The organism is Janthinobacterium sp. PC23-8 (assembly GCF_002250505.1).
GTDB lineage: Bacteria > Pseudomonadota > Gammaproteobacteria > Burkholderiales > Burkholderiaceae_D > Janthinobacterium.
Window position 1 is genome coordinate 505,464 of sequence record NZ_NJGY01000001.1, and the last position, 14,442, is coordinate 519,905.

A 14,442-nucleotide genomic window follows, 5' to 3' on the forward strand; every position below is an offset into this window, starting at 1 on the left:
CAATCAGCAACTGGTATTTTGGTCTTCTTATCCGAGGGCAGCATGATTACGGTGCATCACCATCACGCTTTGCTCGGCGTTCTTTTGTTTCTGCTGGTCAACCAGGTCCTGCAGCGACACAGAATCCAGATAATCGACCATTTTTTCATTCAGCGTGGACCACAGCTCATGCGTCATGCAGCGCGCGCCGGTGGCCGTGTCGGCGCCATGGCAGTGCTCCTTGCCACCGCACTGGGTGGCGTCGAGCGGCTCGTCGACGGCGATGATGATGTCGGCCACCGTCACCTTGTCGGCGCGGCGCGCCAGACTGTAGCCGCCGCCAGGGCCGCGGATCGATTCGACGATCTCATGGCGGCGCAGCTTGCCGAACAGCTGTTCCAGGTAGGACAGGGAAATCGACTGGCGCTGGCTGATACCCGACAGCGTGACCGGTCCCTTGCCCTGGCGCAGGGCAAGATCGATCATCGCGGTCACGGCAAAACGGCCTTTTGTGGTCAGACGCATACATCCTCGGCTCAACTCGGTTAAAATATTGCGGCTCTTCAACTACTCGATTGTACTTCCGAAACCCTGAGTAGTTGAATGATTTAGTCAAGTATAACAAATCCGCAGGGGTTTGTCAGAGACCCCCCTCATTTCCGCAAGATGGGCGAGGCGCGCTTCAGCCACCGCGTAGTGCGGTGCGCACCTTCATCAATGCAAATCCCAGCAGATTGAGGCCGTCCCAGGTCGCCGGGTCGAGGATGCGCGGATGGTCCGACGCCAGTCCCACGCCCCAGATGCGGTCGACCGGACTGGCCTCGACGATGATGCGTTCGCCCGTTCCCAGCAGAAATTTGCGCAGCGCCGGCTTTTGCGCAAATTTGGCGTAGTTGCCATCGAAAACAATTCCGGCGCGTGCCGCCTCCCACGTCCTGGCGTCGAAATTGGCCACTTCGCGGCCCAGTTTTTTCACTTCCGACGGCCGCTCGGCCGCCACGATGCGCGCCTGCACCGCCATGTCGCCGAACAGGGCGGCTTTTTGCGCCATCATGTAATGCTCGGCCGTGGCGTAGCGCACGCCAGCGAGGCTGAACGGCGACGGAAACCACTGGCTCAGGCAGCTCTTGTCGGCCAGTTGCGCCTGGGCCGGCGTATGGCCCCAGAAGTGCAGATAGTCGGGCACGCCGCCGGCGGCGATCCATGCCTTCAATTCTTCAACGTTATGGATTTGCATATTCCTCGAACTTCCACCAGGCAAGCGCTGGCTGGCGTGCGGTTGTGGCCGCACAAGATAAAAGCGAAATTGTAACTGAAGGCGGCATGGACCTTGCAGTATCGCCAAGCCTGCCAGCGCTCGCCGCCATACAAATAACATAATCAATTTGGTAAAAAATGCATCATTAATGTTCCCAAGGAACATAAGAATGCTAGACTCCGCTTCCATCCCAACCATGAAATTAAGCAGACCCATCAATCCATCAGCCGCCTTGCGCCTCCGACCTTCATGCACCGCCTGACTTTTTTCTTGCCGGCCTGCACCGCCCGCTGGCGCCGCCTGGCCTTGCTGCTGTGGTTATGCTGGACGCTGGCTGCTTGCGCGCAGGCACAGGGGCTGGCGGCCGAAACGCAAAGCCAGCTGGCGCGCGCCGCGCCGCGCCAGGTGCTGGTGCTGTATTCGCTGGGCAGCGACGCCTCGTCGCCATGGCAGACCCAGCTGCGCCGCGGCATGACCGCCGAACTGGCCAACCAGCACTGGAACAGCACGCCCGGCATATTCGAAGAGCGCCTCGATGCGGTGCGCGTGGGCGAACGCCAGGCAGTGGCGGGCCTGGAGACGTATTTGCACACCAAATATGCCAATGTCCGGCTCGATGCCATCATCACGGAAAACTATGTGGCAGCGCGCTTTCTGAGCGAGCATCCGAGGCTGTTTCCCGGCGTGCCGCGCTTTTATGTCAACCAGGGCCGCCAGGGCTGGAAGCCCGACGATGGCGTCAATCTCGACGTCATCCCTGATTTTCCACGTGCGCTGGCCGTCATCGAGCAGGTCACGCCCGGCTTGCGCCATATCGCCGTGGTCGGCGACACCAGCGCGCGCGGGCGCGACTGGATCGCCGCCATCCGCAGCGCCGCCACGCCTTGGCGGGGCCGCATCGTGTTCGACTACTGGGACCAGCTGACGCTGGAAGAGCTGCGCCACCGCACCGAGGCGCTCGGCGCCGGCAGCGCCATCTACCTGCTGCCGGTCTACCGCGACGCGCAGGGCGTCAGGGTGGCGCCAGCCGATATGACACGCGACCTGGCCGCGCGCAGCGCCGTGCCGATCTTTACCAGCGTCGAGTCGCTGATACTGCCCGGCGTGGCGGGCGGCCATGTGATCAGCGCCGACATGGTCGGGCGCACCATCGCGCGCATCTTGCAAGGCCGCTTGCCCGATCCGGCCGGCATGCAGGCGACCATCTTCGACGATGGCGCGGTGCGGCGCTTCGGCCTGCGCAACCTGCCGGCCGGCGCGCGCATCCTGAACCAGCCGCAGGGACTGTGGAGCTTGTATCACATGCAAATCCTTGCCGGCCTGTCGCTGCTGGCGCTGCAGGCGGCGCTGATCGCCGCGCTGGTGATGGCGCTGCGCGGCCGGCGCGCCACGCTGGCGATTCTCCATGAAGAGCGCGACAAACTCGAAGAGCGGGTCTTGCAGCGCACCCTGGAACTGCTGGTGGCCAACACCAGGCTGGAGCAGCAGGCCACCACCGACCCGCTGACGGAACTGGGCAACCGCCGCAAGATGACCTTGCGCATCGCCGAAGAAATCGAACGGGGCCATCGTTGCGGCCACGCCCTGTCGCTGCTGATGATCGATATCGACCATTTCAAGCGCATCAATGACCATTATGGCCACGACGCGGGCGACCGCGCCATTGTCGCCGTGGCACACGTGTTACACAACATGACGCGCGGCATGGACACGGCGGCCCGCTTCGGCGGCGAGGAATTCGTGCTGCTGATGCCCGAGACGCCGCTGCAGGTGGCGCTGGCGGCGGCCGAACGGCTGCGCGCGGCGGTCGAGGGCATGGAAGTCGATTGCGGCGATGGCCAGACGGTGCGCCTGACCATCAGCATCGGCGCCACCTCCAGCCTGCCGCTGCCCGACACCACCACCCCGCCCGGGCCGGACAGCCTGACCGATTTGCTGATCCGCGCCGACCAGGCCCTGTACCGCGCCAAGCATGCGGGGCGTAACCGGGTCGTATCGTCCTGACGCCTGCCGCACGGGTAACTCGTCAGCCAAACTACGACGTGCGCTTCAAGGTCAACACCCTCGGCGACGCGCGCTTGTTTGAGTCGGCCATCAACAATGTGCAGATCCAGCCAGGCGCGCCGCGCCAGCGTGACGCTCGCGACCCGCTTCTGACCGGCAAAGGCTACTCGGCATCGGGCTGGCGCGCGGGATGCGCCAGCTGGAAGGCGGGCAGCTGCGCGCAGGCCGCATCGATGCGCAGCAGGGCCGGAAACGGCGCCAGGTCGATGTCGAAGCGCCGCGCATTGAACAGCTGCGGCACCAGGCAGCAGTCGGCCAGGGTGGGCGTATCGCCATGACAGTAAGCGCCCGGGTTTGCGGCGCGGGCCAGCATCGCGTCGAAGGTGAGCAAGCCTTCGCGCAACCAGTGCCGCTGCCAGGCCAGCTTGGCTTGCTCGCTTTGTCCCAGCTCGCCCTTCACGTACTTGAGCACCCGCAGATTGCCCAGCGGGTGGGTGTCTGCCACCAGTGTCAAGGCCAGCGCGCGCACATGGGCGCGGCCGGCAGCGTCGCCCGGCAGCAGCGGCGGGCTGGGACGCGTCTCTTCCAGGTATTCGAGGATCGCCAGCGACTGGCCGATCACCACGCCGTTATCGTCCACCAGCGTGGGCACCAGCGCCGACGGATTGACCTGGCGGTAGGCATCGGCCAGTTGTTCGCCGCCGCCACGCAGCAGGTGCACCGGCACCGCGTCATAGTCCAGGGCCTTGAGTCCGAGCGCGATGCGCACGCGGTAGGCGGCCGAGCTGCGGAAATAGGTATAGAGCTTCATCAGATTTTTTCGCGGTAGTGGAGCACGGCCTGGTCGATGGCGCCGAAGATGCTGGCGCCGCCGGCATCCAGCATCTCGATGCGCACGCGGTCGCCGAACTTCAGGTAGGCCGTTTGCGCGGTGCCGGTCTCGATGGTTTCGTACATGCGCACTTCGGCCAGGCAGCAGTAGCCGACGCCGCCGTTGGCAATGCTCGAACCATGCAGGTTGCCCTGCTTGTTCGATACCGTGCCGGAGCCTAGAATGGTGCCGGCGGCCAGTTCGCGCGTCTTGGCCGCATGGGCGACCAGTTGCGCGAAATTGAAGGTCATGTCCTCGCCCGCATTCGGTTTGCCGAACGGCTGGCCGTTCAGTTCGACCAGCAGCGGCAGGTGCAGCTTGGCATCACGCCAGTGGCCGCCCAGCTCGTCCGGCGTGACGGCGACCGGCGAAAACGCGCTGGCCGCCTTGGACTGGAAGAAGCCGAAGCCTTTTGCCAGCTCGGCCGGAATCAGGTTGCGCAGCGAGACGTCATTGACCAGCATCACCAGCCGGATCGCGCAAGCCGCATCAAGCACGCCCGCGCCCATCGCCACGTCGCCGGTGATCACGGCCACTTCGGCTTCCAGATCGATGCCCCACTCTTCGGACAGCGCAAAAACGGGATCGCGCGGGCCGATAAAGCTGTCCGAGCCGCCCTGGTACATCAGCGGATCGGTATAGAACGAGGCCGGCACTTCTGCCTTGCGCGCCTTGCGCACCAGCTCGACGTGGTTGATATAGGCCGAGCCGTCGGCCCACTGGTAGGCGCGCGGCAGCGGCGAATGGCACAGCGCTTCGTCGAACGGCTGCGCGTCCGGCGCCTGGCCGGCGTTCAGCGCCGCATAGGCCGTTTCCAGCTGCGGCGCGACCGTGTGCCAGTCGTCGAGCGCGGCCTGCAAGGTGGCGGCGATGGCGGGCACCGGCAGGCAATGGCGCAGGTCGCGGCTGACGAGGACCAGCGCGCCGTCACGGCTGGCGTTCTTGAGGGTGGCGAGTTTCATGGTGGTGTCCTTGTACGAGGTTTTTCACCATTAGAAGCTGCTTCGCTCTATCATACAAACAATATTTATTGCTTGATTTATCGGATTATCTTATGAGTCCCAGCTTGCGCCAGATGCGCGCCCTCGTCGCCCTGGCCAAGACCGGCAGTTTTACCCTGGCCGCCGAATACCTGCACGTGACGCAATCGGCCCTGAGCGGCCTGATCAAGGAACTGGAAAGCATCCTCGGCGTGCGCGTGGTCGAGCGCAGCACGCGCAAGATGCAATTGTCCGAGCTCGGCCGCGAGCTGTATCCGCTGTTTGCAAAGATGATCGAGGACCTCGACGGCGCCATGGCCAGCGTGGCCCGGCGCAAAGCGCTCAAAACCGGCATGGTGCGCATCGCCGCGCCGCAGATGATGTCGTGCACCCTGCTGCCCGCAGTGATCGCCGCCTACCGCCAGGCGCACCCCGAGGTGCAGCTGCGCCTGGTCGACTGCCCGGTCGAGCATGTCTCGGGGCGCGTGTTCAGCGGCGAAGTCGATTTCGGCATCGGCCCCGAACGCGATCCGACGCCGGAAATCGCCGCGCAAGTGCTGTTCGACATGCCTTTCGTGCTGGTCTTCCCCGAACAGCATCCGCTGCGGCACAAGGAAAAAGTCACCTGGGCCGACGCCGCCGACTACCCTTTCATTTCGCTGCAGGGCCAGTTCACGGAACGGCTGCTGCGCGACATGCACGGCGCTTTTCGCACGCTGCCGCTCAAGCCGTACAACGAGGTGACCTTCATGACGACGGCGCTGGCCATGGTCAGCGCCAACCTGGGCGTCACGGCCTGCCTGCCGTATGCGGAACCGATGGTGAAACTGTACAAGCTGCAGATGCGCACCCTGCACGAGCCGGAACTGACGCGGCGCTTTTTCGTGTACACGAAAACCGGCCGCTCGCTGTCGCCGGCGGCCGACAGCTTCAAGGCCTTCCTGGTCAGCTTCGTCGACACGCACGAATGGAACGTGGGCAGCGGCGCGGCACCTGCGCCCGTATAATCTGCCATGCCCCCATCGCCTCCGCCGCCATGACCGAACCTTTGAGCGCCCCGCAAGAGCTGTCCCGGATCGACGCCGCCACCATCGCCATCAACCAGCGCATGAACCGCTTCGACGGCCATCGTCAAGTATGGCTGTTCGGCTATGGCTCGCTGATCTACAAGGCCGACTTTCCCTTCATCGAACGGCGTGCGGCCAGCATCGCCGGCTGGACCCGGCGCTTCTGGCAAGGCTCGCACGACCACCGCGGCACGCCGCTGGCGCCGGGCAGGGTGGCGACCATCGTGCCGCAGGCCGGCGCCGTGTGCGACGGCATGGCCTACCTGATCACGCCGCAGGTATTCGCCCACCTGGACCACCGCGAAAAGAATGGCTACCTGCGCCTGGCCACCACCATCAGCTTTGACGATGGCAGCGCGACAGAAGGCCTGGTCTACATCGCCAACGAGGAAAACGCAGCCTTCCTTGGCGCCGCCTCGGAGCTGGACATCGCGCGCCAGATCGCCCGCGCCAGCGGCCCCAGCGGCCCGAACAGCGAGTATCTGCTGCACCTGGCCAGCGCGCTGCGCGAGCTGGGCAAGGTTGATGCGCATGTATTCTCCATCGAACAGCACCTGGCGCAACTGGACCGGGCCGGTGAAGCGGCGACCTGATATCCGGGCCGCCGCGCCTTACAGCGCGCAGCCGCCGAGACCGCAAGCCGGGCCGCCGCTCGCCTGGCCTGGCTGCGTTTGCGTGGACAGCTGCTGGCGCAGGTAGTCGGTCCACCCTTCGGTACGGCCCAGCCAATTGCCAAGCTCGAGCGGCGCCATGCGGCCGTCAAGGTACTCGATGGCCAGGGTGGGAAAGCCCTGCCCGCCCAAACGGGCCAGCAAGGCGCGGCTGTGTGCAATGTGCCGTTCGATGGCGGCGCCGGCCAGGCGGCCATAGGCAGCGGCAAACAGGTCAGGAGCGATTCCCAGTTGCTGCACCAGCGCCGCCAGCACGGCGGCCTCGGCCACCCGCTGACCCAGCACATAGTGGGCGTGCTGGACCAGGTGCAGCATGGCCAGGCCCAGACCGGCGATTTCCTGCGCCGCCACGATGGCGGTGGTCGGCGGGGTCGAATCGAACACGGCGCCGGTATCGCGCAGCAAGCCGTCGACATACGCCGCGCCGAAAGGTTGGCCGGTCGCCTGGGCGATGCGCTGGTCATGCGCCATCACGTGGCGGCGCAGATTGTCGTTGACATTCTGGCGCTTGGCGCCGCTCATCATGCCGCCGCCGTGCAGCACGATGGCCAGGCCTTCGATCGCCTGCGCGGCGTGCAGCAAGGGTGCGGCGCCGTAGCACCAGCCGCACAGCGGGTCGTACACATAATGCAGCACGGGCGTGCTTACTGTGGCCATGTCATTTCTCCCTTGATGACTTTCGCGCTCAGTTCCAGCGAGGCGCTTTCACCCGCTTGCGGAAATTTTTCCTGCATGGCCTTGACCAGCGCGGCCGAGTCCCTGGCTTTAGAGGCGGCCGTCTCGAACGCCTGCAAGTAGCTGCGCGTATAGTCCAGCGCCGCCGTCGCTGGAGGAGCGGCGCCGAGGAAGTGGCCCGGCACAATGGCGTGCGGCTGCAGCGCGGCGATCTGGTCCAGCGTGGCCAGCCAGTTGGCGCGCGACTGCGGCGTTTGCGTGTCGGCCATCCAGACATGGATGCCGCTGCTGATGACGACACCGCCGGCGACGGTTTTCAGCGATGGTATCCACAGGTAGCTGCGCTCGGGGCTGGCGCCTTTGAGCCCCTTGATCTCGATCGTCTTGCCTTCCAGGGTCAGGTGGTCCGCGTGCAGCACTTGCGGCAGCACCAGCGCGCGTGGCGCATTGTCTTTCATGATCGGCCCCCAGTAGGCGAGCTTGCCGTCCATATTGGCCTTGATGGCGGCCACGGTTTGCGCGGTGGCGACAATGTTTGCCGATGGAAATGCGGCGTGGATCACGTCCAGGCCGAAGTAGTAATCGGGGTCGCTGTGGCTGATATATACGGTGCGCAAGGTCTTGCCGCTGTCCTGGATCTGCCTGACCAGCGCCAGCGCATCGTTGTGCTGGAACTGGGCGTCGACCAGGATGGCGTCGCGTTCGCCGCTGACGATTACCGAGCTGACCGGAAAGATGGCTTTTTCGCCCGGATTGTAGACTTGCAGCTGCAGTGGCTGCGCGGCCTGCGCTGCCGGCAGCAAGGTGGACAAGGCGACGGCGAATACGGTGGCGAGCAGGTGGCGACGGTGCATGGTGGTTTCCTTTGACGGGGTTTGGGCCCGGACAGCGGGCGACAACCTCATGGTAGTCGCATCAGCCTGTTCGATAAATCGCCTAGAATGCAATGGATTGTTGCGCAGATCGCGCAAGTAACCTCTTGAAAGGAAGCGCGCCATGGACCGCATCGTTGCCGCGAAAGTGTTCGCCACCATCGCCGAATGCGGCAGCCTGAGCGGCGCTGCCGAACTGCTCGACATGTCGCGCGCCATGGTTACCCGCTATCTGGCGGAAATGGAAACCTGGTCCGGCGCGCGCCTGTTTCACCGCACCACGCGGCGCATCAACCTGACGGCCGCCGGCGACATCACCTTGCTGCGCTGCCAGGAGCTGCTGGCGCTGGCCGAGCAGATGCCCAGCGTGGGCGACACCGATGCCGATGAACCTGCCGGCATCCTGCGCCTCGCCTGCTCGCAGTCGCTGGCCCAGGCCAGCCTGGCGGCGGCGATTGCCGCCTACCTGAAACGCTACCGGCAGGCAGCGGTCGACCTGCGCATCGATAACCGCGCCGTCAACCTGGTCGAGGAAAGAATCGACCTGGCGATCCGCATCACCAACCAGCTCGATCCGGGCGTGATCGCGCGCCGCCTGGGCACCTGCCATTCGGTGGTGTGCGCCTCGCCCGCCTACCTGCGCGAGCACGGCACGCCACGGCAGGCCACCGACCTGCAGACACACGATTGCCTCACCTATACGTATTTCGGCAAAAGCCTGTGGCATTTCGAGCATGCTGGCGCCACCGTCAGCGTACCCGTCAGCGGCAGCCTGAGCGCCAATGAATCGGTGGTGCTGCTGCAGGCGGCGGTCGAAGGGGCCGGCATTACGCTGCAACCGGTGTTTTCCGCCGCGCCCTTGATCGCCAGCGGACAACTGGTGGCCCTGCTGCCCGGCTACCAGCCACACTCGATGGGCATCCACGCCATCTATATTTCGCGTGCTCACACCAGGGCCATCAGCCGCACCATGCTGGCCTTCCTGGGCGAATGGTTTGCGGCGCACGAGACCTGACGGCATGCCATCACGGCGCCGGTTCAGGCAGGCGACATCTGCTTCACCACCACGCAGTTGCGCCCGGCATCCTTGGCGTGATACAGCGCGGCATCGGCCAGGCGCAGCAGCGCGTCCGCATCGCCCGCTGCCGCTGCCGGCCGGACGGCGACGCCGACGCTGATCGTCACCTGCCCCGCATCGCGGCCGGCGTGGACGATGCCAAGCGCTTCGATGGCGCTACGCAGCGCCTCGCCGACATGCCGCGCTTCCTGCGCGCCGGTGTTGGGCAGCACGATCGAAAACTCCTCGCCGCCATAGCGCGCCGTCAGGTCGCTGGCGCGCCGCGTGCCGGCCAGGAGCGCGTGCGCGACACGGATCAGGCAGGCGTCACCGGCCTGGTGCCCATAACCGTCGTTGTAGCGTTTGAAGTAATCGACATCGATCATGATCACCGACAGCGGCTGGCCGGCGCGCGTCGAACGCGCATGTTCGCGGCGCAGCACATCATCGAAATGGCGCCGGTTCGCCAGGCCCGTCAGGCCGTCGGTGATCGACAGGGTCGCCAGCTTGCGGTTGGCATCCTCCAGCTGGGCGGTGCGCTCGGCCACGCGCCGTTCGAGGTTGTCATGCAGCCTGGCGTTGGCGATCGAGATCATCGCCTGGGCGCCGAGCATGCGCAGGAAGGTGATCCGCTCGTGCGTGAACGAGGCCTCGGCCAGCCGGTTCTCGAAGTACAAAACGCCGCCGATCTGGCCGCCGTGCCGGATCGGCAGGCACATCACGCTGTCCTCGATCACTTCGCTGCTGGTGCGAATGGCGTAGCGCAGCAGCGGCAGCGGGAACTGCGGGTCGCTGGCGGCCTCGAGGTCGAGCCGGCGCGATTGCAGCACGGTGATGGCGTCGCCGTCCATCTCGGCCTCGACATGGTAGACGCCATCGGACAGCAGCAACAGGCGCGCCACCTGTGCGCCGGCGTTTTCGCAGACGATGGCAATCAGGCGTGCCAGCACCTTGCGCAGGCCCACTTCGTTCGACAGGATGGTGGCCGCCTTCATCAGCGACACCATGTCGAGCGCGGCACCCTGCCCCTGCACCTGCATATTGCGCGCCTGCGCCTTCGACAGCGCTGCGGCGTGGCGCGCGCGCAGCTGCGCCACCTTGCCTTCGGCGCCCCACTGCTCGTAGTGGGCGATGGCGTCCATGATGAAGACGGCGGCCACGCGCGGCTGCTCCTGCTCCAGCCAGCATTCGCCGCACAGCTCATTGCCCAGCGCCTGCATGCTCACGTGGCCGGCCAGGGCGGCGACGGCTATCGCCTGCTGATACAGGCGCGTGGCAATCTGCAGTTCCTGGCGGCTGCGGGCCAGCTCGGCCTGCACCAGCAGATGCCTGGCGTCGATGTAGTCCGAGCCTTGTCCGGCCCAGGCGGCAAGACTGCGTTGCACGGTGTCGATCAGGCCCGGCAGATTGGCCGCATCGAGGCGCGCGGGATCGCGCCGCAAGGCGCGGATCCAGATCAGCGCGGCGTAGAAGCTGGCCTCGACCACCTTGGCCTGGCCGCGCATGATGGTGGTGACGCGCGTCAGTTGCGCCGCCAGCGGTTCGCCATCGGCACAGTCGAACAGGTAGGCGTTGCGGATTTTCCCTTGCAACAAATAGGCGCGGTACAGCTGCGATTGGCCATACTGCGCCAGAAAAGCGGCCTCGCTGAAGACCCCGTCATCGTAGCTGTCGTGGCGCGCAGACAGCCCCATCAGGCACTTGATCGGCCCGATGGCGCCGGCAATGCAGCAGTCGGCCATCGCCTGCTGGCCGTTGGCGCGCATCAGGGCCATGTCCTGCTCGATATCGCGCATCAGCTGCGGCAAATGGTCGCCCAGGATCAGCCGCTCGGTGGCGCGCACGGCCGCCACCAGGCCGACCTGGACGAAGTCACCGATTTCCAGCGCCCAGCCCAAGGCTTCCTGGTACAGTGCGTCGCAATTGCGCAGTGGCCGGGTCCAGTGGCTGGTCAGCGCGGCGAACATCAGGCCGGTCTGCGTGCGCGCCTGCAGATTGCTGCGGCGCCGGGCCAGTGACAAAGCCATGGCGCCGACATCATGGCCGCGCGTCCCGTCGCCCTCGTACAGGGCGATCATCAGCGCGTAGCCGACATAGGCGACGGCGCTGAAGTCGCTGCTGCCCTGCCGCATCGACAGGCGGGTCATCGACACCACCATCAGCGCGCTCAGATCCTGCTGGCCGGCGTAGTAGCTGGCCATCCACAGGCCATGCATGATCTGCATCGCGGCCACATGAACAGGATCGCGCATGTCGGCGGCCGCCAGCAAGCTGGCCGGCGCGCGGGCGCCAGGCAATTGCCCGATCTCGGCGCGGATGTCATCAAAAAGCGACTTCATCTGCGCCACCTCCTGCGGAATAGCCATGCCCAGCAGCGCCAGCGCTTCGCGCTGCACGGCAATGGCTTCAAGCAAGCGGCCCTGCAGCTGATACTGGTGCGCCTCGATGGCGATGCGGCGCACCTGCTGCAGCGGCGCCAGGGCGCGCGCGCGCACCAGGGCATGGATCGCTTCGGCGGCATCGAACTGGCCACACAGGTAGCTCGCTTCGGCCGCGCCCAGCTGCAGGTCGAGCCACAAGCCGGTGTCGCCGTGCCCGGCGTCCACTGGCAGCAGCTCGAGGCCGGCGCGCATATGTTCCAGCGTGGCCTGGAAGGCAGCCGAACGGCGCGCTTTCTCGCCCGCCTGCAGGTTCAGTGCGGCCAGTTGCAGCCGTTCGCCGGCGTCGTGGATCAAGGCGCGGCCGGCGTTGAGCTGCTCGACGATGTCGAACAGCTTGCCATCGCGCTGTTGCTCGCTGGTGCGCGCCAGCAGCAAGCGGCCCAGCAGCAGATGGTTGGCCGCGCGGGTCTGCGCATCGACGGCCAGATAGGCGGCCTGCCGCACCCGGTCATGCAGAAACTGGTAGCTGCCGCCATCATCGCCAGCGCCGACCGATAGCTGGATCAGGCCGGCATTCATGGCCGGCGCCAGGTCTTGCCGCGTGTGCCCGGGCGCGTGATCGACGGCCAGCGCCAGCGTGCCCAGGGTGAAGCGGTTGCCGTTGGACGCCGCCAGTTGCAGCAGCTGCTGCGTTTTCATCGGCAGGCGGCGGATTTTCTCCAGCAGCGCCTCGACCACGTTGTCGGTATATCTGGCCTGCTCGATCGCCGGCAGGTCCCAGTCCCAGCAATCGCCGGCCGCGCGGTAACGCAGATGGCCGTCTTCGTGCAGCGCGGCGAGAAACTGCCGCAGAAAAAAGGGATTGCCGGCCGTTTTCAGGTGGCACAGGCGGGTCAGCGCGGCGCAGTCGGCAATCGCCACGCGCACGGTGGCCGAGACCATCCGCGCCACCTGCGGTTCGCTCAAGGCGCCCAGCGCCAGCGTGCTCACGCGCGCGCCACGCGCGAACAGTCTGTCGCGCAGCGCCATCAGCCGATGCGCTGCGTCCACTTCATTGTCGCGGTAAGCGCCAATGATCAGCAGGCGGCTTTTGTCGCACGCCACCATCAGCAGCTCGAGCATCCTCAAGGTGGCCGCATCGGCCCATTGCAGGTCGTCGAGGAACAGCACCAGTGGCTGCCCTGCGGAGGCGAAGACATCGACGAAACGGGGAAACAGGCGGTCCAGGCGCAGCTGGGCCTGGGTCGGCGTCGACGCCGGCAGGGCCTCGCTGGCGCCGACGATCAGGGCCAGCTGTGGTATCAGTTCGACCATCGCGCCCATGCCGCCGCCCAGGGCATCATGCAGTTTGCAGGTAGCCTGGCGCAGCGTGTCGGCGCTCTGCCCCAGCAACTGCTGCACCAGCGCCTGGAAAGCCTGGATCAGCGCCGCATAGGGCGCGTCGCGCTGCAGCAGGTCCAGTTTGCCAGGCAAGAAATAGCCGCGCCGGGCAAGCACGGGTTGCTGCAGTTGATACACCAGCGCCGACTTGCCAACACCTGAATTGCCCGCCACCAGCAGCATCTCGCACGCGCCAGCGGCGCTGCGTTCGAACCCAGCCAGCAAGCCGGCAACGGCGTCGTCGCGCCCGTGCAAGGTTGCTGGCACCAGAAAACGGCCATCGTGGATCGACAGGCGGCCGGGCGCGGCAGGCAGCGGCGCGCGACAGGCCGCCAGGTCGCTGCGCAGGCCTTGCAGGCTCTGGTAGCGTTGTCCGGGATTTTTTTCCAGCAGGCGCTGGATAATCGGCAGCAACTGGCCGGGCAGGCTGGCCAGCACCGGATGCGACCAGTCGGGGCTGCGCGCAATGTGGCAATGCACGAGTTCCATCTCGTCGCGCGCCTCGAACGGCGCCTGGCCGACCAGCAGCTCATAAAACGTGGCGCCGAGCGCATAAAAATCAGCGCGATGATCGAGCCGCCGGTTCATGCGCCCGGTCTGTTCAGGCGCCATGTAGCGCAGCGTGCCTTCCAGATGTTGCATACTGGCGCCGCCAAGGTGGGCCGGCGTCGGCTCGCTGGCAATGCCGAAGTCGATCAGCTGCAGTTGCCGCCGTTCGCCATGCCAGACCAGATTCGAGGGATTGATATCCTTGTGGATCACGCCCTGCAGATGGACCGCTTCGAGCGCCGTGCACAGCTGCAGCGCGATGTCGAAGAAATCGTCCAGCGCCAGCGCGCTTTGCGCCGGCGACTGACGCGCCGCCAGCCGCGCGCGCAGCAGCCGGTCCAGCGCCTGGCCTCCAATGTCTTCCAAGAGCATCGTCCAGCGGCCGCCATGCAGCCGCAGCGCCAGCGGATGCACCACGCCAGGGTGGCGGCACAGGCGCGCGACGGCGTACTCGCGCTTGAAGCTGGCCAATTGCTGAAAAGAAGGGAACTGCTGATTGGGAATCTTGACGATCAGCGCGGCGCCGTCAGCCGCCCTGGCGCGGCAGACCAGTGAACGGGGCCCGCTATGGAGCTGTTCGATGATGTCAAAATCGAAAAGGGCGCTCATGGGCTAGTCTTGCATTGCAAGGATGATGGCGGGAGCACCGGTGGCGCATTGTCGTCGCGTGATGTAATTAAAAGTATTATATCAGCAGG

11 protein-coding genes are annotated in these 14,442 nt (G+C 65.8%); 4 read left to right on the forward strand and 7 right to left on the reverse strand.

Features of this window, described 5'->3' with window-relative positions; translation table 11 throughout:
• Positions 1-27: 27 nt before the first annotated feature.
• Both iscR and CD932_RS02290 read right to left on the reverse strand, forming a co-directional pair.
• The gene (gene iscR / locus CD932_RS02285) at positions 28-504 is read right to left on the reverse strand and encodes a Fe-S cluster assembly transcriptional regulator IscR (protein ID WP_094441219.1); all 477 of its coding nucleotides are present in this window, start codon (positions 502-504) and stop codon (positions 28-30) included.
• A gap of 157 nt (positions 505-661) precedes the next feature.
• On the reverse strand, positions 662-1,216 hold the full coding sequence (locus tag CD932_RS02290) for an NADAR family protein (protein ID WP_094441220.1): 555 nt from the start codon (positions 1,214-1,216) through the stop codon (positions 662-664).
• A gap of 270 nt (positions 1,217-1,486) precedes the next feature.
• Here CD932_RS02290 and CD932_RS02295 point away from each other — a divergent pair, with 270 nt between their 5' ends.
• Positions 1,487-3,241: a GGDEF domain-containing protein gene (locus CD932_RS02295; RefSeq protein ID WP_094441221.1), complete on the forward strand. Its 1,755-nt coding sequence runs from the start codon at positions 1,487-1,489 to the stop codon at positions 3,239-3,241.
• Positions 3,242-3,404: 163 nt separating this feature from the next.
• On the opposite strand, the gene maiA is transcribed toward CD932_RS02295, so the two are convergent.
• Positions 3,405-4,052, reverse strand: a complete 648-nt coding sequence (maiA, locus tag CD932_RS02300; RefSeq protein WP_094441222.1) for a maleylacetoacetate isomerase — start codon at positions 4,050-4,052, stop codon at positions 3,405-3,407.
• Positions 4,052-5,074, reverse strand: a complete 1,023-nt coding sequence (locus CD932_RS02305; protein ID WP_094441223.1) for a fumarylacetoacetate hydrolase family protein — start codon at positions 5,072-5,074, stop codon at positions 4,052-4,054. Before CD932_RS02305 ends, maiA begins: the two co-directional genes overlap by 1 nt.
• Positions 5,075-5,166: 92 nt before the next feature.
• Between CD932_RS02305 and CD932_RS02310 the strand changes: the two genes are divergently transcribed.
• Both CD932_RS02310 and CD932_RS02315 read left to right on the forward strand, forming a co-directional pair.
• Positions 5,167-6,099 carry a LysR family transcriptional regulator gene (locus tag CD932_RS02310; protein ID WP_094441224.1) on the forward strand — a complete coding sequence of 311 codons (933 nt, stop codon included), beginning with the start codon at positions 5,167-5,169 and terminating at the stop codon, positions 6,097-6,099.
• 68 nt (positions 6,100-6,167) lie between these two features.
• A complete protein-coding gene (locus tag CD932_RS02315) occupies positions 6,168-6,752 on the forward strand; it encodes a gamma-glutamylcyclotransferase (protein ID WP_094443402.1) in 585 nt (194 codons plus the stop codon).
• An 18-nt stretch (positions 6,753-6,770) separates the two neighbouring features.
• Here CD932_RS02315 and CD932_RS02320 read toward each other — a convergent pair whose 3' ends face one another.
• Complete coding sequence (locus CD932_RS02320) at positions 6,771-7,487, reverse strand: DsbA family protein (protein WP_094441225.1); 717 nt, start codon at positions 7,485-7,487, stop codon at positions 6,771-6,773.
• Positions 7,475-8,359, reverse strand: a complete 885-nt coding sequence (locus CD932_RS02325) for an MBL fold metallo-hydrolase (RefSeq protein WP_094441226.1) — start codon at positions 8,357-8,359, stop codon at positions 7,475-7,477. The genes CD932_RS02320 and CD932_RS02325 overlap by 13 nt, the downstream gene beginning before the upstream one ends.
• A gap of 142 nt (positions 8,360-8,501) precedes the next feature.
• Here CD932_RS02325 and CD932_RS02330 point away from each other — a divergent pair, with 142 nt between their 5' ends.
• Entirely contained in the window at positions 8,502-9,392 is an 891-nt protein-coding gene (locus CD932_RS02330; protein WP_094441227.1) for a LysR family transcriptional regulator, read from the forward strand.
• 23 nt (positions 9,393-9,415) lie between these two features.
• Here the strand turns inward: CD932_RS02330 and CD932_RS02335 are convergent, their stop codons facing one another.
• Positions 9,416-14,353: a diguanylate cyclase gene (locus CD932_RS02335; protein ID WP_094441228.1), complete on the reverse strand. Its 4,938-nt coding sequence runs from the start codon at positions 14,351-14,353 to the stop codon at positions 9,416-9,418.
• Positions 14,354-14,442 lie beyond the last annotated feature (89 nt).

Excerpts from the sequence above, each read along its gene's own strand:
- iscR (WP_094441219.1), bottom strand. The coding sequence starts at position 504 with ATGCGTCTGACCACAAAAGGCCGTTTTGCCGTGACCGCGATGATCGAT.
- CD932_RS02290 (WP_094441220.1), bottom strand. The coding sequence starts at position 1,216 with ATGCAAATCCATAACGTTGAAGAATTGAAGGCATGGATCGCCGCCGGC.
- CD932_RS02295 (WP_094441221.1), top strand. The coding sequence starts at position 1,487 with ATGCACCGCCTGACTTTTTTCTTGCCGGCCTGCACCGCCCGCTGGCGC.
- maiA (WP_094441222.1), bottom strand. The coding sequence starts at position 4,052 with ATGAAGCTCTATACCTATTTCCGCAGCTCGGCCGCCTACCGCGTGCGC.
- CD932_RS02305 (WP_094441223.1), bottom strand. The coding sequence starts at position 5,074 with ATGAAACTCGCCACCCTCAAGAACGCCAGCCGTGACGGCGCGCTGGTC.
- CD932_RS02310 (WP_094441224.1), top strand. The coding sequence starts at position 5,167 with ATGAGTCCCAGCTTGCGCCAGATGCGCGCCCTCGTCGCCCTGGCCAAG.
- CD932_RS02320 (WP_094441225.1), bottom strand. The coding sequence starts at position 7,487 with ATGGCCACAGTAAGCACGCCCGTGCTGCATTATGTGTACGACCCGCTG.
- CD932_RS02325 (WP_094441226.1), bottom strand. The coding sequence starts at position 8,359 with ATGCACCGTCGCCACCTGCTCGCCACCGTATTCGCCGTCGCCTTGTCC.
- CD932_RS02330 (WP_094441227.1), top strand. The coding sequence starts at position 8,502 with ATGGACCGCATCGTTGCCGCGAAAGTGTTCGCCACCATCGCCGAATGC.
- CD932_RS02335 (WP_094441228.1), bottom strand. The coding sequence starts at position 14,353 with ATGAGCGCCCTTTTCGATTTTGACATCATCGAACAGCTCCATAGCGGG.